Source organism: Grimontia sp. THUN1695 (assembly GCF_059704325.2).
The window spans coordinates 1,804,395-1,828,109 of sequence record NZ_AP046577.1; the positions used below are offsets into that span (position 1 = coordinate 1,804,395).

Below are 23,715 nucleotides of genomic sequence, written 5' to 3' on the forward strand. Positions count from 1 at the left end.
CAAATATAATTCTATATTCTGGATGCAACACCGTTTTTTACTCACCAAAATGCCTCAGAAACGTAAATAATTCATTACAAGAAGACCACTATGCGCAGTAAAATTTTAGGGAGCACGCTTATTATTGCGGGCACCACCATTGGAGCAGGTATGCTCGCTATTCCACTGGCCTCCGCGGGCCTTGGCTTTACCCACTCGATCATTTTGATGATTGCCATGTGGATGTTGATGAGCTACACCGCTTTACTCATGCTTGAGGTGCACCAGCACGCCCCGGAACGTGCCACACTGAATAGCCTCGCACGCCAGTTCCTCGGTAAAAAAGGACAGTGGGTTGCAAGCGCATCAACCCTGTTTTTGCTTTACGCACTCTGTGCAGCCTACATTGCCGGTGGCGGCGGTCAGTTCTATGTAAAGCTGAATGCCTTAGGGTTCACTGACGACATACCGCAACGTGTTGGCACATTGATATTTACCGCGCTGGTCGCCACGGTTGTTATCCTCGGTACCCATAAAGTCGATGTCATCAACCGTGGCTTGTTTGCGCTGAAAATCATTCTGCTTGGGCTGTCTTTGGCACTGCTATTACCGCTCGGAGAAGGAGAGAATCTGGTCACACTGCCCCTTGAAAAAGGGCTTCTGATTTCTGCCATTCCTGTCATGTTTACCTCGTTTGGCTTCCACGGCAGTATTCCATCGGTTGTGGTGTACACAGGCTTAAATATCAAGGTACTGAGGAAGGTGATGCTGGTTGGCTCGGCGCTGCCTTTGTTCATCTACATTCTTTGGCAAGCAGCAAGCTTTGGTGTGCTTGGCGCAGAGACATTGGCAGAAAACAGCAACCTGGGTATGTTTATTCAGTCTATCAGCGACGCAGTAAACTCAACCCGGATAGCAAACGCAATCTCCCTGTTTGCTGATTTAGCGCTGGCGACATCGTTTTTGGGTGTCAGTCTTGGTTTGTTTGATTTTATGGCTGATATGCTAAAACGCCCCGCCTCTCCCAAGGGACGCATTCAAACCGGATTAGTGACATTTTTGCCACCTATGCTGGTCGCACTCTACTACCCACAAGGATTCATCACCGCACTTGGCTTTGCTTCACTCGCACTGGTTATGTTGGCTGTTGTGCTTCCTGTTTTGATGGTCCAAAAAGTACGCCAACTCGGATTAAACCACGATCGATATCAAGTTTCTGGTGGAAAAGCCGCCCTTTCCATTGCTATGATTAGTGGCCTTTGTGTGATTGCCTCACAATTAGTACACGTCTTTGGTCAGTAGCTAACCGTTTGGTGTTTTTCTTAACCGGACGAAGCGAATTGTACCCACTGATGTGAGGCTATCGACAACAATACTTTTTTGTGCCAATCCACACACCCGGCATTGTGATGAAATTTGGCATTTTAGTGGGAGATCCTACGTGCGTTTTTGCTCTACAATCGCTGCGGCTGCTTTATTTGTGACTCAATCTGTCTCTGCGTTCGATGCGTCCACTATCAATTTCGAACAGCAGGCATACCAATACAACACGGCCTATTCTTATACGCTGTCATCACTGGAGGTGGGGCAACCCCTACCAAATGATTATTCACAGCGTTTCAACGAGCCACGTGCACACCATTTACCACGCTATTTAACAACGTCTCCAGAAAAAGACTGGGATTATCTGATGAGCCAGACTTACACCATTTTGGGGTTGAGTGTGGCAACCGTTGGGTTGATGACCTTCCTGCCGGAAAGTGTGACTAATTGGACTGCAGAAGATCGCGACCTCTCCAACTTGGGTAGCAAGTGGTGGGATAACGTCTCTGAAGGGCCAGTGTGGGATAAAGATGACCATTACCTGAACTATGTGATGCACCCTTATTTTGGGGGGGTTTATTATACCGCGGCACGCCACTCCGGCTTTAACGAGTTCGAGTCATTCCTCTACTCGTTCACTATGTCGACGTTTTTCTGGGAATATGGCGTAGAATCATTTGCGGAAATCCCTTCCATTCAGGACATTATCGTAACGCCATTGTTCGGTGCAGCAGTGGGTGAATGGATGTACTTGACCGAGCAAAATATCGTCGCAAATGGGGGGGAAGTGATAGGGTCTGAAACATTAGGTGACGTCAGCCTATTTTTCCTGAACCCAGTCGGCCACATTCATGGTTGGGTTGCTAACCTGTGGCAAGGTGATACTGAAGTCCGGATGAACTACGATCCTTGGTTTAACAATCAAGATGCTGCAAAGTACGCGGCGGATGTAGGCGCTCCCTATGACAGCCAGTTTGTTGGTATGCAGGTCAGCCTAAAATTCTGATAACGACTTCAGTCAGCAAAAAGCCAGCAACACATGCTGGCTTTTTTCGTTTACGTAACGAAATCTTAGGAAAAACTATTGATCAACAATGCCATGCCCGCAAAACCACACAGGGTTAGAAGTCCGTACCTGACCCATTCTGCTTGAACCCGAGGCGCCAATTTCTGCGCCAACATAGAAGATGCCAAAACCATGGGAAGACAGATAAGGCTCACTTTTACATGCCACAGCGTAAAGTATCCCGCCATGCTCTGGGCGACGAGCGAGATAGTGCAGCTGAAAATAAAATAGGCAGCAAGCGTTGCCCTGAGTTTGATCACATCCATTTTCTGTAACACCAACGCCATCGGCGGCCCACCAATCCCGGTAGTCGTCCCCATAATAGCCGCAGCAAATCCCGCCCAGAACATATTCTTGTTATTTGGCTCTACGGCAAATTTAAATACACTGGCAACAACAGCGATCAGCACCGCTCCCCCCATGAGAAGTTCAAGTGCGCTGGCGGAAAGGTAATAAAGCAATCCAGACGCGACAAGCGTACCAGGCAAACGTCCCACAAAGGCCCATCCAATACCTTTGAGGGAAAGCTGGCTGCGATACTGCCAAGTGTTCACAATCGCAAGCCCCAGTGTCACCAGCGTCAAACCGGCAGGCACCAGTGACGGCTCAATAAACATCAGTATAGGGGCAGAGACAATCGCAAGCCCAAAACCAATCAGGCTTTGCACAAAGGCACCAGCACTCAATGCCAGCATGATCAGAATGAGTGCTTCCATGCTCACAGCCATGATTCATTTCCTTTTGGCGTGGATAAGCAGATTCCTCGGCGTCAATTCACGAGGACAAAACGTCGATATATCTGTTTGGTAACCGTTTTCTGTCAGGTAAAGCGCACGATCCAATACCAACCAGATCTCCAGCGGACGGCGGAAAAGGGTACGTACCGTTTCTATTTTCTCTACCATCAGAAAACGTGATTCACCTTGCCGCTGGAAATACCCATAATCGATACCCGCCGGTAAGGTCATGTTTTTTTGATGTGCAGCCCAGCGACAGAATGCCTCAAAGCCTTCACCCAACAACGACTTTTGTACGTTAGGAACCGGTAAGTACCGCCCACTGTTAATCAGATACCGCTGCAACGCATCAAAACCCAACCGAAAGCTTACTTCCACAAAGCGTTTATTTTTCACCGTCTGCCCTGCGGTCACCGTTTCCTGCAATGGCAGTTTCAAATCATGCTTGCTTAACGACAATGCCGATGCTTTTGCCAAACAGGATAAGGGTTGATAGTGCGTATCATGAATAAGATGATAACAGCAAGGGGAAACCGCAAGTGACGTAGGTTTTACCGCGACAGCGTGCTTAAGCAAGGTAACATGCAAATCCCCACAGGCATGAAGCGCAACCGCATGATCACACCTCTCCACCAGCGCTTGGCTCGTTATAGCAAACGCATCCCCCTGAACGAATGCCATCGGCAACTGATGCTTATCGGCATATGCCTGGCCGTCATCACAAAGTGGTTTTTGCCACTCCAGGCTGGTTACCGATGCTTGTTTTGTCACCGCCAGAATGCGACCAAGATACCCTTTACCGGCACACCATTCCAGCCAACATTGCCCCTCGCCCCCCGGGAGGGCAGCTGTGAATGCGTTGATTTGTGCCCATTTGCGACCGGGAATACCCGTAGACCAGAACGTATCACATCCTAGGTTTTCTACGTCCCGCGTTTCGACATCACATAGTGCCTGTAATCTTCCAGCATCAGGGATCCACTCGCTTACCGCTTTGGCCAGGTTTTCAGGCGTAGCCTTCCATTGCTGTAATGATGCCAGAGATTGTTGTTCCAACCAATCGCAAAGCCCAGGATGACTCTCCTGCCAAGGCAATGCCATGCAATCAAACGGGATGCCCTGCCACAACGACGTATGTGCTGACAACAGAGTGTCTAATTGCGAAAAACGATCAGCAAGATCTTCATATGAAAGGAACAAACAACCACCTCTCCCGCATCGCGGAAACACCGGAAAAACTGGCGAAGTATATACCCAACCTACCAGAAATTGCAGGCAGTTAGGGTATCGCTAAACAGTGAATTACCTTACCGGTAATTCGAACTGTTCGAAAAACCTCTCAACGTCATCCGCATCTTTCATCTGCACCACGGTATCGATGTTTTCACGTGTCAGGTGCGGCGCAAAACTTTCGATAAAGTCATACATATAGTTACGAAGTACTGTACCGCGGCGGAAACCGATTCGGGTCGTGCTGGCATCAAAAATATGGCTGGCATCAATAGCCACCAAATCGTCATCCAGCTTATTATCGTACGCCATGCGAGCCATCACACCAACCCCTACCCCCAAACGCACATACGTTTTAATTACATCGGCATCTGTCGCGGTAAACACAATATTTGGCTTCAATTTAGCCTTGTTAAAAGCCGTATCAAGACTGGAGCGTCCAGTAAAACCAAACACATAGGTCACCAAGGGAAATTGGGCGATATCGTAAATGGAAATTGAAGGGCGCCGCGCAAGAGGATGGTCTTTTCGGACAATTAACGCACGGGTCCAGTGATAACAAGGCAACATCAACAGATCTTCATACAAATAAGAGGCTTCAGTCGCAATCGCAAAATCAGAAGTACCTTTCAATACAAACTCTGCAATCTGGCTCGGTGCCCCCTGATGCATGTGCAGTGATACGTTTGGATAACGTTTTACAAAACCGGCGATAACCTCTGGCAGTGCATATCTCGCCTGAGTATGTGTCGTCGCAATATTAAGTTGCCCACACCCTGGATGAGTGTACTCCTGCGCGACAGACTTAATGCTGTCGACCCGGGACAAAATATCTCTGGCGATATCGACAATCTGGCTGCCTGCTGGGGTGAGTTTGGTCAAATGTTTGCCGCTTCGTCCAAATATCTGCACGCCCAGCTCATCTTCTAACGCGCGGATCTGCTTACTGATACCGGGCTGGGAGGTGTAAAGGCTTTCCGCTGTAGACGAAACATTCAAGTCGTGATTTACGACCTCGACGATATATTTTAGTTGTTGTAATTTCATAATGTTGCAGCAAAAAAATAACAGGAGTACTGATTTTATAGCGTGAATTTTGATGAAGGCGTAGTGCCATCATTCTTAACCTGTACCCAGCGCCCAAAATAGACCGCTGGATAAGATGAAATATCCACAACAATGATTATTGATAACGTCATGATCACGTTGTGAATAAACATGCATTTATGCGCAGTAAATGAGAGAAAAGGATTACGACACGCCAAAATTTAGCTAAGATCGAGAATAGTACGAACAAACTATGACCCTACCTGTAGATCGTGTATCTTAGGCAATCATCGTTTTAACAGGGAATATCGACGCTCACTTATGAATATCGCCTTAGTTGTTGGCTTATGCGTCATTCTGCTTGGTCTTATTGTTGGCTACAACATTATGGCTCAGCAACGACAGCGTGTAGAGTCTACCAAGCGCCAGGAAATGGCTAAATATATCGCCGTTATTGATGCCACCGAAGAGCTGATCGGAAACGCGCACAACCTTCCATACAGTGGCGCTCTGCTTATTTGCCTAAACCAGAAAATTCTGGATGCGCTAAAAACCATGCATGAAATCGATAAAAGCGATCGCTCTTTGCCACAGCGAATCACCGATGTGCAAAACCAAATCAACCAGATCAAGCAAAGCTATCAGAATAAAGAATCTACGTCATTCCGTGTACCTGACAGTGACCGTGAAGCGATTTCCATGTTGAAACTGGTAAAACGCTTACGCGCAGTGATCAAAGCAGAACACACTAAGGGTCGTTTACAAACACAAGCCTTTGTGGCCGAAAATGCGCGCCTTGAACAGATGCAAATGAAGATAAACGTCGAGAATGTGTTGAAGCGCGTTAACGATGCCAAAATCAAAGGCCAGATGGGGACCGCACAACAGCTTCTGAAGAAAGCACTGGATGTTGTTAGCGCCAAAAATGATCCTTATTGCCAATCAGCAAAAGAAAACCTTTCTGCGATGCTGGAAGATGTCAATGCTGCCTTGAATGAAAGCACTGCGGCACAAAAACCAAAAGACAAAGAAAGCGATGAGCTGGACGAGCTGTTTGCGCCAAAGAAAAAATGGTAAACCTCACCCCTCGTTGTTTATAAAAAATCCCAGCGCTGTTTTTACGCTGGGATTTTTCTTCTCCGAACGTTATACCCTCGTGTTATCCCACCGACGCTAAACGGTTAACACCGTTACCAAACAACACAGAAAACCAACAGTGACAACACTAAACCTGTGCCTATTTTACACCCCTATAACCCTTAATTCCCTAGGGGAATATCATAGTTAGTTTTCATCTAGACACCGGTTACGAGGGTTGATCTCATTCACATTTCGCGATTGTTCTATCCCTATAATCGGCGAGGATTTCCACTTTTACTGTTGAATAAACATGAGCATAGAAGAAAACAAAGTCGGTCAGGCACGTGTTGTCGTGACCAGTGTTATCGCGGTATCCGCACTGATTTTCCTATCCCAGTTTGTTATCGGTACCCAGAAAATAGATCTGGGCTTTGCCACTCTCTCTATCCTGCCAATGCTGTTTGCAGTGATGTTCGGTATGGCGCTGTCGGTGAACTGGACCAAAAACAAAATCAAGGCATGAGGCAACATCTTCACCGAAAAAGAAGAAAGCTTTTGCGGCAAGATGGTCGGTTACTGCCTGTTGGTATTGGGTACCCAATACGCAGGCATGATTATTCCCAACCTGGCGATGATCATTGATGCCGGCATTCCCCTGTTATTCCAGGAACTGGGTAACCTGCTTCCCATCTTGGTTGCCATTCCATTGGCAGTGAAATTCAAGTTTGACCGCAAAGCAATTGGTGCATGCTCGTCTATCAGCCGCGAGCCTTCTATCGCTGTTATCCAGGGCAAGTTTGGTACTGGTAGTCCTGAATATGTCGGCGTGCTGGCAATTTACCTGTGCGGTTCAGTGATCGGTACCCTGTGGTTCTCTGTGTTAGGCAGTATCGCCCCGCTGACTGGTCTGCACCCACTGGCATTATCCACGGGCTCCGGCGTCGGCTCTGGCTCTATGTTGAGTGCGGCATCCGGTGCGCTGGTCTCCGGCCTTGAGCCAGCACTGGCACAACAAGTCCTGAGTATTGCGGCGGCATCTAACCTGTTGTCTTCTGTTTTGGGTGCACTGTCGCTGACCTTCCTGGGTCTGCCACTGGCTGAATGCGTTTACAAACTTTGCAATAAAGGTAACTAAGTCATGAAAGCAATTATGAATGACATGAAGTTGGTATCGCTTGCGATTGTACTGGCTGGCTTTACCCAGTTCCTGACTAATGGCACGGCGCCAACTGAAATGGTTCACAGCTTTATAGCCATGTCCGTGATTGTGTTCCTGTCTCTGGTGGCGAAGAAGTACATTCCGTCCTCCCTGCCAACGTTTGCTTACGCAACCATTATCGGCATCTTGATCTGTCTGCCTGAGACACCTGTGCGTACTGACTTCCTGGAGTCTGTAGGTAAAATCCAGTTCTTGTCTGTTTGTGTGCCGCTACTGGCGTTCGCCGGCCTGTCTGTCGGCGGTCAGATGGAAGAACTGAAAAAAATGTCCTGGAAAGTTATCGTTATCTTCCTGGTCGTTGCCACCAGTTGTTTCTTCGGTGCATCTGTAATTGCGCAAATCGGTTTCCAAATGAAAGGGATCATCTAAATGTCAGCGAAATATTCTACTTTCAACCTGGACAGCAAACTGTTGGATCTGCATGCATTCAGCGTTAAAACCCGTCGTGACCTGCATCAGATCCCGGAGCTCTCGGGTGAAGAATTTAAAACCACAGCTTACTGTCAGGCGCTGATGCGTGAAATGGGCTACACCCTGACCACGTACGAGGGGTTCACCGGTTTTATCGCAGATTTAACTGTAAACCCAACGTGGAAACGTGTTGGCTTCCGTGCAGACATGGACGCACTGGAAATGAACGATATGACCGACAACGAATACCGTTCAACCCATGAAGGGCGTTCACACAACTGTGGTCACGACACCCACATGGCGATTGCCCTGACCACAGCGAAATATCTGGCTGAAAACCAAAGCGAATTGAAACACAACGTGCGCTTTATCTTCCAGATGGCAGAAGAAGACATGCGGGTACCGGGTGCCAGCAAAATGGTTGAGCTTGGCTGCATGGACGGTGTGGCGGAAGTATATGCCCTGCACAACGATGCGGCGCTGGAATACGGCGTTGTGAAAATCAACAACGGTATTATGTCTTCTTATGGCTCGGCATGGACACTGGAAGTACACGGCGTATCTGCACACGGTTCAACGCCACAGAAAGGCCTGGATGCTATCCGCGAAGCCAGCCGTATCATTATGGATATGGACTATGTGGTTGCGAAGCGCACCAATCCATTCAGCCCGGCGGTATTCGGTTGCGGCATGTTCAATGGCGGTAGCATTCCAAATGCCATTGCAGATTACGCGCAGGCACGCGGTACTATCCGCGCAATGGATGCAGAAACGGACCAGATCCTGAAAAACAGCTTTGAAACCTTCGTGAAGGAAAGTGAAATCCGTGGTTTTAAAACCACCATGGTATGCGAAGGCTACCCTGCGGTGATCAACCACCCGGATGCGTATCAGCGTGTGGTGGACGCAGCGCGCGCTACCGTACCGGCAGACCGGCTCGATCCGAACGGTAACCCCATGACAGGCTCTGAAGATTTCAGTCTGATGATAAACGCGGCAGAAGATTGCAAAGGTGCAATGTTCTTCCTGGGCAGTGGTAACAAAGAAGCAGGTATCTGTAACTACCTGCATTCAAATCCTTACTACGTGGATGACGACTTTCTGCTGATCGGTGCGCAGATCTTTATCCGCATCGCATGCAGCTGACAAAAACAGAGATTATCGAGACGGTAAGCGAAGGGGCTGGCTCACCACCAGCCCCTTTTCTTTAAATAATAAAACTGGCGAAGGAAACGCCGGCGTTTCTATCAGAATCGCGGTGTCATCAGTAAACCGGGAGTTCCAGCCCCTCAAACAACTTATCTACCTTATCGCTGCTGTTTTGCATCAACACACTTTCCATCAAGGTTTTGGTCAGGTGCGGTGAAAACGACGTCAGAAAATCATACATATAGTTCTGCAGCAAAATGTCTTTTGAAAAGCAAATCCAGGCGTTGCAAGGCTCGAACAGGTGATCAAGGTTAATGTACGTCAGGCCACTGTTCTCTATATCTTTGGCTGCCAGGGTAGAAACAATGCCAATGCCAAAGCCCAGCTGTACGTATCGCTTGATCACATCAGCATCCATCACTGTCATAAAGTAATTAGGGGTAATACCTGCACGTTGGAAAGTTTCATCCTGAACCTGGCGTCCGGTCGAACCCGGTTCATAACTCAGGATAGGATATTCAGAAAGCTGTTTGAGCGTCGGCTTTCTCACGACGGCTAACGGATGATCTTCCGGTACGACCAATCCCATTGTCCAGCGATAGGCAGGCAGCTGGATCAGGTCATTATCCGCACCAATGTCATGGGCAACAATCGAGAAATCTGAATGCCCTTTACTGATCACACCTTTGGTTTGCAGGGGTAACGTAGGGTGCAGGTGGAAATTGATGTTTGGATATTTTTTGGTGAAATACGACACACTGTTTGGCAGCAAATAACGTGCAATCGTGTGAGTGGTATAGATGTTCAGCGTGCCGACACTGGGGTCAAGATGCTCGCTGGCAAGGGCCTTGATCTTCTGTTCAAGCGCCAGCATGCGCTCAACCTGCTCAAGGATACGCTCACCAATTGGCGTAATACCACTCAAATTTTTACCGCGACGTTCAAAGATCCTGACACCCAGTTCCTTTTCAAGCAGGCCAACTTGCTTACTCACCCCTGGTTGGGTAGTAAAAAGCGACTGCGAAGCCGCAGACACATTCAGATTATTGTCCTTGATCGCTTTTAAATATTTAAGCTGCTGAAGTTTCAATCCCTCACTCCATTCAACGATGTCAGCGTTAGAACTTAAATTTATAAGAGCAAACCTTTTTACACAAGTGAAACCGGGGAAATTTGGCTGGAGACAACAAAGTTTGAGAAGACGGTAGGGTGTTTGAGCCTGCCAACACAGGCTCTACAGGTCAGCGTCGGGATTGGCAAAGGTCCAGTACCGCATCACTGGCTTCTTCTATCAGATCCAATACGTGCTCAAATCCTTGGTTACCCCCATAGTAGGGATCAGGGATTTCTTTCACAGGCGACGTCCCGTGACTCAAAAAAAGTGACACACGGTTCCGGTATTTATCCGGACAACGGTCAAGCAAATCAGCCAGGTTAGCCTTGTCCGATGCCAATATGTAATCAAACGCTTCAAAGTCTGATGCGTTGACCTGACGTGAGTAAATGCCGGTAAAATCGTACCCCCTCGCCTCTCCCGCTTTCCTAGCGCGTTCATCCGGTTTTGCGCCGGTGTGATAGCCTATGGTCCCTGCTGAATCGATCACGATATCCAAACCACGGACCTGCGCTTTGGCACGAAGCACTGCTTCCCCGGTAGGCGAACGACAGATATTGCCCATACAGACGACGAGTATTTTTAGTGGGTTAGCAGACATTCGCGCTCCATTGCTTATCGTAAACGTCAACACTCTAACCAATCGGGGAATGGAGAGCAAAGTCAGAGGCAAGATAGCTTAGAAATTTTGCTAAAGGAACGTACCGAAGGTTCCTCATGAACGTTTATCCGCCTTTCCCGGTAGCGGGGAGAATTAAATACCAGAGTAATTTACTTGGTTTTAAGTTTGGAGACTTCCATCTGACAAGGGTTTTGGTATGTTGTGATCCCGTTTTGCTGCCAGTCAGCCACAAAGAAAAAAGGAAAAACGAATGAGCGACGAGCGCTATAAAGCCCGGCAACAAAAAGTGAAACAACAGGTCGACGAGCGCGTCGCCGCTGCAAAAATTGAAAAAGGTTTACTGTTAGTGATTACTGGCAACGGTAAAGGAAAGTCCACCTCCGGCTTTGGTATGATCACCCGTGCTACCGGCCATGGACAGAAATGCGGTGTGGCCCAGTTTATCAAAGGGACGTGGGAGTGCGGCGAGCGCAACCTTCTTGAAAAGTGTGGTGTGGAATTCCATGTGATGGCAACCGGCTTTACCTGGGATACCCAGGATAAAGCCGCCGATACCCGCGCCGCGCAGGCTGTGTGGCAAGAATGCAAACGCATGCTGGCAGACCCGGATTATGATGTGGTGATGCTGGACGAAATGACCTATATGGTCACCTATGGCTATATCGATCTGGAAGAAGTGGTCGAGGCACTGGAAAACCGTCCAAGTGAGCAGTCAGTGATCATCACTGGTCGTGCTGCCCACCGCACCCTGACTGACATGGCAGATACCGTGTCAGAGGTTCGTAATGTGAAACATGCATTTGATGCTGGCATCAAGGTACGAAAGGGCATCGACTGGTAACCCATACCCGTTTTGCTCATCTTCAGGATAAGAAAGCCCAGCAACGGCTGGGCTTCATTGTCCTAGTGCTTCATCGTCTTAGTTAAGAAGGCTCATCATCGCGAAAGCAGTCATTGGCGTTGCAAAGCATCGCATCAATGGTTTGTGCGCCGAGCAGCCGCATCCAAAGTGCTGGAATTTGACGTGGCAGCACTGGGCCGGGATCCAATTGCACAGGCGTTACGACTTGCCATACCTGATTGTCCCCCCGTTCTGCCACCACAAAACGGAAGGGATGATACATCGCCATTCCCAGACGCAAATCCGTTGCTGTCAGTACATTGCCCTCTTGGTGATAACGCACGAATCCTTGGGTAAACCGCTCAAAATCTGACAGCAACACCGGCTTACCCAAAACCGTCCAGTCACCGCGGGCTATCGGTATCCAGTCAATAGCAGGCTCTTCATCCAACAACGATGTCAGCCCTTCCCAGTACCTGCCCTCGTCAAGCACCACCACACGCCAAAGCACCGTATTAAACGGCGTTGGCCCGATAAATACCGGCAGCCCTTCCAGAGGGGTACCTGCCACATTACTCTCTACCCTTTCTTTCACCATACCTATCGCAACCAACGACCAGGCCAGATAAAGGGTAGAGATGGCCACCCCTACCCCACAGAGTTTGGCAGCACGGTGACGCCAGATAAACGCAGCAAGCACAGGAATCAGCAGGGGAATCGTGTATAACGGATCAATAATAAAGATGCTGGATATTGCCACCGGAGGCGTATCAAGGGGCCAGAAAAGTTGAGTCCCATAGGTAGTGAACGCATCAAGCAGTGGATGGGTCACCAACACTGCCGTGAACAGCAGCCACAACTGCCAACGCGGCCATGTTTTGGCAATAAGCCTTTTCCAAAACATGGCCAGCAGGGTGGCGAAAGGTATCAACACAAACAATGAATGGCTGAATCCACGATGCTTAATCATATTGGAAATGGGGTCGCCATAATCCAGAACGACATCAAGATCAGGCACAGTGCCCAATGCCGCACCAGCGAGAAGTACTTTGGGCGAGCACCGTTTACCGGCAACCAGTCCTGCAACAGCAGCACCGAGTGCTGCCTGGGAAATAGAGTCCATGTACGTGTATTTCCTTTTATTTAAGGCTGTTTATTTTTGTTATGGGAAAACCAGATTCTAACCCAGTGAGAAAATTGAGAAAGCAAATACACAAATTGAAACGAATAACTGTGGGGGGACAGATCTCTCCCTGCTGGATTTCTGGGCGTTGTCTCCCAACATTACTTTCGTACTTTTTGTAGGTTTAAAAGAGTCAAGCCAACAATGAGGAGAGGTCGATACAATGCCAGGAAAAGTGTCCGATTATATGACGCGCAAACTGATCACCATCAGCCCTGAAAAGGGCGTCAGGGAAGCTTACTTTCTGATGAGAGACAGAGACATTCGCCACCTTCCCGTGGTTGAAAACGATGCGTTGGTTGGCATCATCAGTGACCGACAGCTCCGCCGCCCAAACTGGGCCGATGAATCGCCAGATATCGAACACCCTTACCTGCTGTCTGATGACTTAACCGTCGGGGATGTAATGATCAAAGACATCATCACCTGCCACACCTACGAAACCCTGTCAAAAGCAAACCAGAAACTGCTCGATCACAATATTGGGGCAATGCCTGTGCTGGATAAAACCGGCGATCTGGTGGGCATGCTTTCCGCCGTTGACTTGCTGGCGGCTTTGCAAGACATCCTTAAACAGGAAAAGAGCCAGAAAAAGCTCCGCACCTAAGCCGAACGACATTCCCAAAAAAAGAAAGCCGCATTGCAATGCAACGCGGCTTTCCGTTTATTCAGAGAGAAGATCAGTTAAACAACCCTTTCAATAACTGGTCCGCCACCTGTTTCACCTTGTCATCTTCTGCCTTGTCACCCAGCAGCTTCTTCAGGCCACGCTCGGCTTCTTTCCGCGCCTTCTCTTCCAATACTTTATTGCTGGTCAGCAGGGATTTGACGTCCAGCTTATAGCTTGGTTCAGCCCAACTACCGCCAATGTTGACCGGAATAGTGATATCTTTCAGTTCATCGATATCTTTACCGCCCTGTCCCTTGCTGGTGCCCACCACAGAGACAAACACGTCAAAATCCAGATCTTCTTTCACCAGATTGGTCTGGCCTTCACTGCGTACGCGAAGTGCTGGCGCTTCCATCTTCAGGTTACGGGTAGAGGCAATACCTTTACCAAGGTTAAAGGTTGCCGTCAGGGCGCTGAAGTCCGTTTTCCGCGTTTCTTCCACGTATTCCGCACGTTGGCCTTTTAGGGTGGCTTTCGCCTCACGGATCATCTCAGGAATGTTGATCCCGTTGACCGCACCATCGGCAAAATTGATGGCGACTGTACCGGTAATACCAGTACGCAGGCGTTTTTCAGAAAGTCCAACACCGCTGACACTCACATCAATGCTGCCTCGGCCAGACAACATGTCTTGGTTTGCCGCCGCCTTCAGCAACGGAAGGACATTGACACCTTGGATGTCTTTTTTGACCTGGTAACGCGCTGGGGAAACGGTCGCATCCAAAGAGCCAGTGGCGTTGATTGTGCCGTCATAAAGCTTGGCATCAAACTGACGAAGGGCAACTTTGCCACGGTTTACGGCGAAATCGGCCACTACACCTGTCACCAATACATTGCTGGCAACAAAGTCGTCAATGGTGATTTTTCCAGCAACATCGAGTCCTTTCAGCGCAGACAAATCCGGCTCAACATCACTCAGGGGTTGCTTTGCACCGGCTTTTTCTCCACCGCCATTGCTATCACCACCAGTGGATACAGGTTTTTCTGTACTTTCAGCGCTTCCTCCCGGGAAGGTGTCCAGATTGATGCTTGGGCTGTGAACATCAAACCGGATAGCCGGAATCTCTGCCAATGCAACCGAAACCTTGCCATCAAAACCCAGTTCATCGACAGCCGCTTTCAGTTTTTCTACAGCCAGGGTCTGGGCCTTATTATCAAAAGCCACATCGCCACCCACGCTAATTTTCATTTCCGGGCGGGGAAGGCTTGAGCCAGATACCGTAGTTTCAAGAGACAAACCGCTGGCGGTGATCAGTGACACGGCCTCATCAACCTGTGCAGTGGTCTTGCCGGATGCGTCAAATACCATGTCACTGGCCTTACCCTTGGCTGAAAAATCAAACACCATGGGAATACCCAGCCCAAGGCGGTCAGCTTTCAGGGAAAAACTTTCCAGCTGGGTTTGCGCATCACTTGCTGTCGCTACGAGAGTCAGGGTACGTAGCTGCGATTTCATGATTTCTTTATCAATCATGGCTTCTGCATCACCTCTGGCTGAAAAAGTCAGAGCGTTCTGCTTGCCTTCTATATCAAACACAATCGGCACCCAAACCCCGGTTTCAAGCTTTCCGATAGTCAGGTTCAGTTTGCTGATTTCGCTCTGGGTGCCGGCGTTGTCATCACGTACTGTCGCGCTGGCATCCAGCAGTTCAAGGCCACCAATTGAGATTGTCCAGTCTGAGGCTGACGCTTGCGCCGGAGATGAAGTTTCGCCCGCAGGTTCCGGGGTTTCAGCAGGCGCAGTTTCTGTTGCTGTCTCTCCGGATAAACCATCCAGGTTACTGACACCATTTGGCAAGGTTTGGATAAATATACGGGCACCGTGCAGGCTGACAAGACCAATATCAAGCGTATCAGACAGCAACGGCATCACCGCGACAGACAGCTCTGCTTTGTCCAGTTTCAACATATCTGGCTCTGCAAAGCCCTGGGGATTTTTGAATGCCAGTTGTTCAACCGACAACCCCAGACTTGGCCAGAATCGCCAACTGATGTCACCGTCAATCACCAGTTCGCGTCCGGTCGTTTTTTTGACTTCATCAGCGATAAGCGGCTTAAAATCATTGGGATTAATGAAAGCTATGATGGCGCCGATAGCCACCACGACTAACAGCAACAGTCCAAGCAGAATAGAGAGAAGCTTTTTCATGATGATGTACATTTCCTTTTGAGATGCGGTTGAGAGTAACCCAAAAACGGGAAAATTCCTGCATTAAATCAAACAAAATCAGTCATTTCCCATTCATGTGATCTTCACCAATCCTTGATGCTACCGCTCCCTGTTGGTTTTTATATTTGGCGTTGTGGCGTTTATGATACGGCCTTTCAGCGTCACTCGACATAATTTCAAAGCTCAATGCGCCGATAGGCATGCCGGGCCTTAATGCCAAAGGCAGTCGGCCGCTGTTATAAAACTCCAGCACAATTCTGCCCTGCCAACCCGGATCGATGCGATGCGCAGTAACATGCACCATCAGTCCCAGCCTTGCCAATGATGAACGGCCATCTAACCACCCGACGATATCATCCGGTAAAGTCACCACTTCATGGGTCACCGCTAAGGCCAGTTGGCCGGGGTGCAGGAAAAATGCCTCTCCATCAGCAAGTTCAATTTCATCGCTCATAACTTTATCGAGCTGAGCGGACACGTCTTCCCGTGGTCCTAACAAATCAATAAATGGTACACAGTGTTCAGTAAAGACACGAAACTGGTTTCCCAAAGTCACATCGACAGTGACACCAGAAATCGCATCATCACTGGGTCTTGGTTCGATAGCAATCATGCCGTCATCCAGATATTCCCGGATATGTTTGTCACTCAATCTCATCGGGCGTTCCCTCGTTAGAATCAAAAGCCATATTCTTTCCACCTGACAACCTAAGATGCCATTAGATAAAAGCTACCCCACTGTGTTATACCCAAATTCAGGTGTAAAAAAAGCCGGTTAGCCGGCTTTTTCTCTTATGCTTTTAACAATTTGGCGATGTGTGCTTTCAATACATCAATCGCTATTCGGTTTTTACCGCCACGCGGAACGATAATGTCTGCATATTGTTTTGATGGCTCAATAAACTGCATAAACATGGGACGGACTGTTTTCTGGTACTGTTCAAGCACAGATTCCATGGTGCGTCCACGTTCCGCAACGTCACGTTTCATACGGCGCAGCAAACAGATATCCAAGGGGGTGTCCATAAAGATGCTCGCGTGCATCAACTCACGCAGACGCGGATCCGTCAGCAACAGAATTCCTTCCAAAATGATCACTTTCTTCGGCGTCATAGTGGTCGTTTCTGCCATGCGGGTGTGTTCTGCATAGCTGTACTGAGGAACGTCTACCGCATGGCCATCCATCAGCGCTTTCAGGTGCTGACACAGCAGGTCATGATCCAAGGCTTGCGGATGGTCGTAGTTGGTTTTAACACGCTCTTCCATGCTGAGGTGACTTTGATCGCGGTAGTAGCGGTCTTCCGTGATAACACCGATCTGATGATCGCCAACTTTCTCTTTAAGTTCTTGATATATTGTGCTTGCGATCAAACTTTTACCGGATGCAGATGCCCCTGCAATACCGATAATGACACATTGGTTGTTGTCACTCATAAATGAATACCCAGAGATTTTGGCGATAAATAAACCGCCTGATTATAGGGAGTTGATACCGCACATGCCATCTAATTCTGTGACCAAAATCTCAAATAAAAGCAAGATGAACACTGTTTCATCATTGTGCATACGATTTGCGCGTCATTTCTCGGCTTCCATGTGAGGCTTCTCACTCAATCTATTGCTATTCACTCACAGTAGTGATTGAGATTTGCTCAGCCACAGGCTCCCCCTGCCAGTAAAGCTGACTGGCGACTTTTCCTGCCAACGCATGGTAAACCAAGGCATGTTCACTTTCTGGTTTTGCCACAACGGTCGGCGCGCCTGCATCAATGTCTTCCCGGATGCTGATATGAAGCGGCACTTGTGCCAACAAAGACAGTTTATGGTCTTGTGCCATCTTCACCGCCCCGCCCTGACCGAATATTGCTTCATGGTGTCCACACTGACTACAAATGTGGTAGCTCATGTTTTCCACCACCCCGAGCACTGGCACCGCGACTTTCTCGAACATCGCCACCCCTTTAACCGCATCCGCCAGTGCCAGATCCTGAGGGGTTGTCACCACAACCGCCGCCGTCACCGGAAACTGTTGGGCCAGGCTCAATTGGATATCTCCCGTGCCCGGTGGCATATCAATCACCAGGTAATCCAGATCCGGCCAATGGGTTTCATTCACCAGCTGAGCAAACGCTTTTGACGCCATAGGACCACGCCACACCATGGCATTTTCATCCGGCACCAGATACCCAATGGAGTTACTGAAAAGACCATGCGCTTCGATCGGTTCCATGGTTTTACCATCCAGGGTCGTGGGTTGTTTGCCTTTGGTTCCGAGCATAATTGGCAACGATGGGCCGTAAATATCGGCATCCAGAATGCCCACTTTGGCTCCCAGGGAATGGAGTGCCAGTGCCAGGTTAACCGATGTGGTCGATTTGCCAACGCCGCCCTTCGCTGAGCTCACAACAAGGATGTTTTTCACCCCTTTAATCAGCGGTTTGTCTCCTGTTTTCAGGGGTGATACCCGCTGGTTGATTACCATAGGGGGAATATCCTCACCGGCCGTTTTTTGCGATTCCATCCATCCGGTCAAGCTTTTAATTACATCACCTGCGGCGAATGGAAACGTCACGGTCACTTCGCCAGTTTTCGATTGGCTGACTATCCTCGGCCTGCTCGCCCAGCCATCAATGAGGGAAGGATGGACAAACTGATTCAAGAAAGTGATAACGGCACTGAGATCGGGTTGAGTATCTTTATTGCGGCCAAAAAACATAGGGAACTTCTCCTCAATGAATACCCCTCTAGCCTAATGAAAATTTAGGTATTTCACACCCTTTTGCATGTGGGGATATTCCAAATATTGCAGGACTCTCATTTGAGCAGGTTTTCGCAAGGCATGAGGCGCATCACACCCTATGCTTTCCAAGCGGTATCAGGTAAGATTTGCGGCATTCATCCGATTCAATTGTCAAAAGCGAACTATCAACATTATGGCTGCAAACCAACGTAAAATTCTGGTTACCTGTGCCCTGCCTTATGCGAATGGCTCTATCCACCTGGGTCATATGCTCGAGCATATTCAGGCAGACGTATGGGTGCGTTATCAGCGCCTGCGTGGCAACACTGTCAACTTCATTTGTGCAGACGACGCGCATGGTACACCTATCATGCTGAAAGCCCAGCAACTGGGTATCGAACCTGAAGCCATGATCGCGGACATGCAAAAAGAGCATGAAGCAGACTTCGCGGGCTTTGACATCAGCTTTGACAACTATCACAGCACTCACAGTGACGAAAACCGTGAGCTGGCGTCATACATCTACACCCAGTTGAAGAACAACGGCTACATCAACAGCCGCACCATTTCACAGTTGTTCGACCCTGAAAAAGAAATGTTCCTGCCAGACCGTTTCGTGAAAGGCACCTGCCCGAAATGTAAGTCTGAAGATCAGTACGGCGACAACTGCGACAACTGTGGCGAAACTTACAGCCCAACTGACCTGATCAATCCTAAATCAGCGGTCAGCGGTGCAACGCCTGTGATGAAAGATTCTGTCCACTTCTTCTTCGACCTGCCACAGTTTGGTGACATGCTAAAAGCCTGGACCAAATCCGGCGCGCTGCAAGAAGAGATGGCGAACAAGATGAACGAATGGTTCGAGTCTGGTCTGCAGCAATGGGACATCTCCCGTGATGCACCCTACTTCGGCTTCGAAATCCCGGGTGAGCCAGGCAAGTACTTCTACGTATGGCTGGATGCACCTATCGGTTACATGGGTTCATTCAAGAATTTCTGTAACAAAAACGGCAATGTGGACTTTGACGAGTATTGGAAGAAAGACAGTGACGCGGAGCTGTACCACTTCATCGGTAAAGACATCGTGTACTTCCACAGCCTGTTCTGGCCAGCCATGCTGGAAGGTGCCGGTTTCCGCAAACCAACCAACGTTTTCGTTCATGGTTATGTGACAGTGAACGGCGCGAAAATGTCGAAATCCAAAGGGACTTTCATTAAGGCGAGCACGTACCTGAAGCACCTGGATCCAGAATGCCTGCGTTACTACTACGCGGCGAAGCTGAACAACCGCATCGACGACCTTGACCTGAACCTGGAAGACTTTGTCCAGCGTGTGAACTCAGACATCGTCAACAAAGTGGTTAACCTGGCATCCCGTAACGCAGGTTTCATTAACAAACGTTTCGACGGCATACTGTCTGCGGAATGTGCTGAACCGGCGCTGTATGAAGAGTTTGCATCAGCAGCGGAGCGTATTGGCGATCTGTATGAGAAGCGTGAATTTAGCCGTGCTATCCGTGAAATCATGGCGCTGGCTGACAAAGCAAACCAATATGTGGACGAAAAAGCACCATGGGTTGTGGCAAAAGAAGAAGGCAAAGACGCTGAACTTCAGGCTATCTGCACCATGGGTATCAACCTGTTCCGTGTATTGATGACGTATCTGAAGCCTGTTATGCCTGAGCTGGCAGCACGCTCAGAGGCATTCCTGAATGAAACCCTGACTTGGGAAGGCATTGCGACACCACTGACTGCTCATAAAGTTGAGGCCTTTAAAGCGCTGTTCAGCCGTATCGATCCGAAGAAGGTTGAAGAGATGGTTGAAGCCTCTAAAGAAGAAGCGGCTGCCGAGAAAGCGGCAACAGAAAAAGCCAAAGGTCCACTGGCTGATGAACCGATTGCCGATGAGATTGAGTTTGCTGACTTTGCAAAAGTTGACTTGCGCATTGCCAAAATCATCTCATGCGAGTCGGTGCCAAAGGCTGACAAACTGCTGAAGTTCCAGCTGGATATTGGTGGCGAAACCCGTCAGGTATTTTCAGGTATCAAATCTGCGTACAACCCTGAAGATTTGATTGGTAAGTACACGGTGGTCGTTGCGAATCTCAAGCCACGCAAGATGAAATTCGGCATGTCTGAAGGCATGATCCTGGCGGCAGGCCCTGGCGGTAAAGATCTGTGGCTACTGGAGCCACACGAAGGTGCACAAGCTGGTATGCGCGTGATGTAAAGCGCAACATCCATGCGAAAGGAGCCCCTGATGGCTCCTTTTTTTTATGTGCTTAATGGCATTTTTTACAGATATTCATCACACTTTTTGCACCACAATGGTGAAGTTATGCATCATCGCAGCTCATAAAATCCAGTGTTAAATTCTATCTCTCTGTTTTTAATGAACTTATAAGTTGGCACATGCACTGCACGACGTGTTCAGGCACTCAGGAAAGAGGAACACATTATGGCACTGCTCTCCATGATCACCCCAAACTGGTTGATCCGTATTTCGAAGGGGCTTTCCAGCACCAAAGACTCACGTCGTGAACATTACTGCACCCAAATCAACGATCTGCGCGCGTTACTCTGGATGCTGCATGAGCATAACACCCGCTACGTACGGTGCCCACAGTCACCACAAGCCAGCACAGCCCGCGAAGAAATCAAGGTGTTTTGTGGCGAATTGCTAAAAGGATGTCACCACTCACAGCGCCCGTTGTTCCGTGTACTCCAATCTCGCATGGAGCAAGTGCTTTCTTCATTGCCAAATCAATCCAAACCTGGCTGGTATGCCATTCATCACAGAGCATCCGATCATCTTATCTATATAATTGATGAAGTGACGCGATCTTATTTATCGGAAAATACCCTCGATGCATCTTATGACGAATATCAGGCATTTTGGCAAACCTGGATTGATACCAAAGAAGCCCAGCTACGTTTTGAGCAAGCCGTAATGCGCTTAATGGAAGGGAAAACCGCAGCCTGGCAATCAGTAAACCTGCAAAGCCGTATTCTCCAAAAACGCATGCATCAGGTGTCTTTGATGTCCAGTGGCGAAGCAACCCTGGCTTTTGACCGCGTGGACAACCGTTTCGATTCTGTTATTCGAGCGGTCGAGGAAGAAATTCCAGCCTCTTCACTGCTCAAGATCAGTCAGGATCTCAGTGTGATCCTTCTCCACCTGTTTGATCGCGAGTTGATATTGCGCACCACAGAAACGAAGCCGGCTCTATCGGCGTCACAACCGGAAGCAGTAAAGGCGCTACCTGTGAAAACTGGATAGTCAGCACTTATCTTAAATGTCCTCACCTCGGCAATATGGTACTGATGAGGTAATAAGAGTAAAAAAGGTCAGCAAGCTGACCTTTTTTTTGCACCTGTCGGTTAGGCTATCAACCAACACGCCGGAATTGCGCCACCAACTGATTTTGCGCTATCAATGCGCCAACCAAGCTCTCCGCTTCCTCTACCGTTTCTTTAGCAATATTAAGAGACTGACAGGAAAGCTCGGAAACGGACTGAATACTGCTGTTCATTTCATTGGATACGGCAGCCTGCTCTTCTACTGCCGTCGCCACCTGATGGTTTCTGTCATTAATATCAGACACAAGCTCTTGAGAGCGTCGCAGTGCATCACCTGCCTTTTCTGCGCTGGATACACACTCTTCTGAGAGCGTGGTTCCCCGTGCCATTGCATTAACTGCTCGCTCTGTGCCATTTTGGATTAGAGAAATGACGTCCTGGATCTCAGAAGTAGATTCCTGGGTACGTTGTGCCAACGCACGGACTTCATCGGCCACAACCGCAAAGCCACGTCCCTGCTCACCGGCTCGCGCGGCCTCTATTGCGGCATTCAGTGCCAACAGGTTGGTTTGCTCAGCTATACCTTGAATAACATCAGACACAGAGCCTATGCGTTTACCGTGCTCTTCGAGCTCAGCAATGACATTAGATGCATCACTGAGCTGTTTTGCGAGACTCTGTATGGCATCGACAGTTTGTCCCACCGTTTCCATTCCGGCCAGTGTTGCGTCCTGCGCCTGGACAGCAGCATCTGATGCGCTTTGCGTGTTTCCGGACATTTCCTTTGCTGTTGCCGACATCTCGTTGATCGCCGCGGCAATTTGTTCGGTTTCCGCATTTTGATTTTCAATATTGCCTGCAGTGCGTTCACCGTTCGTCTTCGCATTACTGGCTGCATTGAGTACCTGATCACTGCCGTCGAGAATACGTCCTACTACCGCGTTAATCTCGGCCGCGCTCATTTTCAACGCCAGTTCAATTTCGGAAATGTCATCAACTGCACCATTGTAAAGGTACTCCATCAATGGGTTGTCATAGACTTTCCTCGCAGCCTGAGTAACACGTTCAAGCCTGCGTGTGAGCATGAACATCGCAACCACTGAGAGCACAAATTGCACCGTGATAGCAGCGACAAAACCCGCAAAAAAGCCCGCAATCCCTGCACCAACTGCGCCCAGTGCCAGCCATATTGCCGCACGTTGCCACATGCGCGTTCGGGGCATTTTTAGAGCAAAAGGCTTCTTTCCTGCGAGTAATTGTGGGTACACATGTTCAGCACGCTTCACAGCTTGGCGGTCAGGCGTGGTGCGAACTGACTGGAACTCTACAATCTTTCCATTTTGTTTAATTGGTGAAGCAAATGCATTTACCCAATAGTAATCGCCATCTTTGGTTCTATTTTTTACCAGCCCCATCCAATTTTTGCCGGCTTTAATAAAAGTCCACATATTTTCAAACGCCGCAGGTGGCATGCTTGGGTGACGAACTAAATTGTGTGGCTGACTAACAATCTCATCAAGTGTGTAGCCGGCAACCTCACAAAAATCCTTGCTGGCGTATTTCACGATACCACGTGTATCCGTTGTGGAAAGCAAATTATAGTCAGCAGGAAACTTTATCTCTTTATCCGTAACAGGCTGATTGACTCGCATTCGATACTACCCTTATTAGTTGCGACGTTTTCTAATAAGTAATAATAGACGATTAAAACAGAATAAAATAAAAAGGCCGTTAACCTACAACCACGCATTATTTAGTAATACTTTAACCTTTTGATTTGTATCGTTGTGTTGTCCTATCTTGCGAATGCAAAATAGTCAATCGACACAGGTGT

Annotated in this window: 20 protein-coding genes and 1 pseudogene; 10 read left to right on the top strand and 11 right to left on the bottom strand. The window is 48.7% G+C overall.

The genetic code is table 11. The features are described from left to right. Positions 1 to 90: 90 nt before the first annotated feature. Both AC6IB1_RS11730 and AC6IB1_RS11735 read left to right on the top strand, forming a co-directional pair. Positions 91 to 1,281 carry an aromatic amino acid transport family protein gene (locus AC6IB1_RS11730; RefSeq protein WP_497566816.1) on the top strand — a complete coding sequence of 397 codons (1,191 nt, stop codon included), beginning with the start codon at positions 91 to 93 and terminating at the stop codon, positions 1,279 to 1,281. A gap of 139 nt (positions 1,282 to 1,420) precedes the next feature. Then, positions 1,421 to 2,308, top strand: a complete 888-nt coding sequence (locus AC6IB1_RS11735; RefSeq protein WP_497566817.1) for a DUF3943 domain-containing protein — start codon at positions 1,421 to 1,423, stop codon at positions 2,306 to 2,308. A gap of 65 nt (positions 2,309 to 2,373) precedes the next feature. Here AC6IB1_RS11735 and AC6IB1_RS11740 read toward each other — a convergent pair whose 3' ends face one another. From AC6IB1_RS11740 to cysB, 3 genes are all read right to left on the bottom strand, one after another. Then, positions 2,374 to 3,096 carry a sulfite exporter TauE/SafE family protein gene (locus AC6IB1_RS11740; protein WP_497566818.1) on the bottom strand — a complete coding sequence of 241 codons (723 nt, stop codon included), beginning with the start codon at positions 3,094 to 3,096 and terminating at the stop codon, positions 2,374 to 2,376. Between the two features lie 3 nt (positions 3,097 to 3,099). Next, positions 3,100 to 4,206: a methyltransferase gene (locus AC6IB1_RS11745; RefSeq protein WP_497569133.1), complete on the bottom strand. Its 1,107-nt coding sequence runs from the start codon at positions 4,204 to 4,206 to the stop codon at positions 3,100 to 3,102. 201 nt (positions 4,207 to 4,407) lie between these two features. Next, on the bottom strand, positions 4,408 to 5,382 hold the full coding sequence (cysB, locus tag AC6IB1_RS11750; RefSeq protein ID WP_497566819.1) for an HTH-type transcriptional regulator CysB: 975 nt from the start codon (positions 5,380 to 5,382) through the stop codon (positions 4,408 to 4,410). A gap of 321 nt (positions 5,383 to 5,703) precedes the next feature. Here cysB and AC6IB1_RS11755 point away from each other — a divergent pair, with 321 nt between their 5' ends. From AC6IB1_RS11755 to AC6IB1_RS11770, 4 genes and pseudogenes are all read left to right on the top strand, one after another. After that, complete coding sequence (locus tag AC6IB1_RS11755; RefSeq protein WP_497566820.1) at positions 5,704 to 6,459, top strand: DNA repair protein; 756 nt, start codon at positions 5,704 to 5,706, stop codon at positions 6,457 to 6,459. Positions 6,460 to 6,772: 313 nt separating this feature from the next. Further along, positions 6,773 to 7,597, top strand: a pseudogene (locus AC6IB1_RS11760) (DUF3100 domain-containing protein). A 3-nt stretch (positions 7,598 to 7,600) separates the two neighbouring features. Continuing rightward, complete coding sequence (locus tag AC6IB1_RS11765; protein WP_497566821.1) at positions 7,601 to 8,050, top strand: hypothetical protein; 450 nt, start codon at positions 7,601 to 7,603, stop codon at positions 8,048 to 8,050. Continuing rightward, on the top strand, positions 8,051 to 9,238 hold the full coding sequence (locus AC6IB1_RS11770) for a M20 metallopeptidase family protein (RefSeq protein ID WP_497566822.1): 1,188 nt from the start codon (positions 8,051 to 8,053) through the stop codon (positions 9,236 to 9,238). Positions 9,239 to 9,356: 118 nt separating this feature from the next. Here the strand turns inward: AC6IB1_RS11770 and AC6IB1_RS11775 are convergent, their stop codons facing one another. Both AC6IB1_RS11775 and AC6IB1_RS11780 read right to left on the bottom strand, forming a co-directional pair. Continuing rightward, positions 9,357 to 10,331, bottom strand: coding sequence for a LysR substrate-binding domain-containing protein (locus AC6IB1_RS11775; RefSeq protein ID WP_005503295.1), 975 nt, complete (start codon positions 10,329 to 10,331; stop codon positions 9,357 to 9,359). Positions 10,332 to 10,482: 151 nt separating this feature from the next. Next, the gene (locus AC6IB1_RS11780) at positions 10,483 to 10,956 is read right to left on the bottom strand and encodes a low molecular weight protein-tyrosine-phosphatase (protein ID WP_497566823.1); all 474 of its coding nucleotides are present in this window, start codon (positions 10,954 to 10,956) and stop codon (positions 10,483 to 10,485) included. Between the two features lie 271 nt (positions 10,957 to 11,227). On the opposite strand from AC6IB1_RS11780, the gene cobO reads away from it, so the two are divergent. Then, positions 11,228 to 11,818 (top strand): cob(I)yrinic acid a,c-diamide adenosyltransferase, encoded by a 591-nt coding sequence (cobO, locus tag AC6IB1_RS11785; RefSeq protein WP_497566824.1) that lies wholly within the window; start codon positions 11,228 to 11,230, stop codon positions 11,816 to 11,818. 82 nt (positions 11,819 to 11,900) lie between these two features. On the opposite strand, the gene AC6IB1_RS11790 is transcribed toward cobO, so the two are convergent. After that, complete coding sequence (locus tag AC6IB1_RS11790) at positions 11,901 to 12,941, bottom strand: metal-dependent hydrolase (protein ID WP_497566825.1); 1,041 nt, start codon at positions 12,939 to 12,941, stop codon at positions 11,901 to 11,903. Between the two features lie 223 nt (positions 12,942 to 13,164). On the opposite strand from AC6IB1_RS11790, the gene AC6IB1_RS11795 reads away from it, so the two are divergent. Next, positions 13,165 to 13,608, top strand: a complete 444-nt coding sequence (locus AC6IB1_RS11795; RefSeq protein ID WP_497566826.1) for a CBS domain-containing protein — start codon at positions 13,165 to 13,167, stop codon at positions 13,606 to 13,608. A 73-nt stretch (positions 13,609 to 13,681) separates the two neighbouring features. On the opposite strand, the gene AC6IB1_RS11800 is transcribed toward AC6IB1_RS11795, so the two are convergent. From AC6IB1_RS11800 to apbC, 4 genes are all read right to left on the bottom strand, one after another. After that, the gene (locus AC6IB1_RS11800; RefSeq protein ID WP_497566827.1) at positions 13,682 to 15,820 is read right to left on the bottom strand and encodes an AsmA family protein; all 2,139 of its coding nucleotides are present in this window, start codon (positions 15,818 to 15,820) and stop codon (positions 13,682 to 13,684) included. Positions 15,821 to 15,902: 82 nt separating this feature from the next. Continuing rightward, positions 15,903 to 16,499: a dCTP deaminase gene (gene dcd / locus AC6IB1_RS11805; protein ID WP_497566828.1), complete on the bottom strand. Its 597-nt coding sequence runs from the start codon at positions 16,497 to 16,499 to the stop codon at positions 15,903 to 15,905. 134 nt (positions 16,500 to 16,633) lie between these two features. Continuing rightward, positions 16,634 to 17,275, bottom strand: coding sequence for a uridine kinase (gene udk, locus AC6IB1_RS11810; protein WP_497566829.1), 642 nt, complete (start codon positions 17,273 to 17,275; stop codon positions 16,634 to 16,636). A 187-nt stretch (positions 17,276 to 17,462) separates the two neighbouring features. Then, positions 17,463 to 18,557 carry an iron-sulfur cluster carrier protein ApbC gene (gene apbC / locus AC6IB1_RS11815; RefSeq protein WP_497566830.1) on the bottom strand — a complete coding sequence of 365 codons (1,095 nt, stop codon included), beginning with the start codon at positions 18,555 to 18,557 and terminating at the stop codon, positions 17,463 to 17,465. Between the two features lie 217 nt (positions 18,558 to 18,774). On the opposite strand from apbC, the gene metG reads away from it, so the two are divergent. Together metG and AC6IB1_RS11825 are read left to right on the top strand one after the other, a co-directional pair. Then, positions 18,775 to 20,811, top strand: a complete 2,037-nt coding sequence (gene metG, locus AC6IB1_RS11820) for a methionine--tRNA ligase (RefSeq protein ID WP_497566831.1) — start codon at positions 18,775 to 18,777, stop codon at positions 20,809 to 20,811. Between the two features lie 228 nt (positions 20,812 to 21,039). Continuing rightward, positions 21,040 to 21,861 (top strand): hypothetical protein, encoded by an 822-nt coding sequence (locus AC6IB1_RS11825; protein WP_497566832.1) that lies wholly within the window; start codon positions 21,040 to 21,042, stop codon positions 21,859 to 21,861. 109 nt (positions 21,862 to 21,970) lie between these two features. Here AC6IB1_RS11825 and AC6IB1_RS11830 read toward each other — a convergent pair whose 3' ends face one another. Then, positions 21,971 to 23,533: a methyl-accepting chemotaxis protein gene (locus AC6IB1_RS11830; protein ID WP_497566833.1), complete on the bottom strand. Its 1,563-nt coding sequence runs from the start codon at positions 23,531 to 23,533 to the stop codon at positions 21,971 to 21,973. Between the last annotated feature and the right edge of the window lie 182 nt (positions 23,534 to 23,715).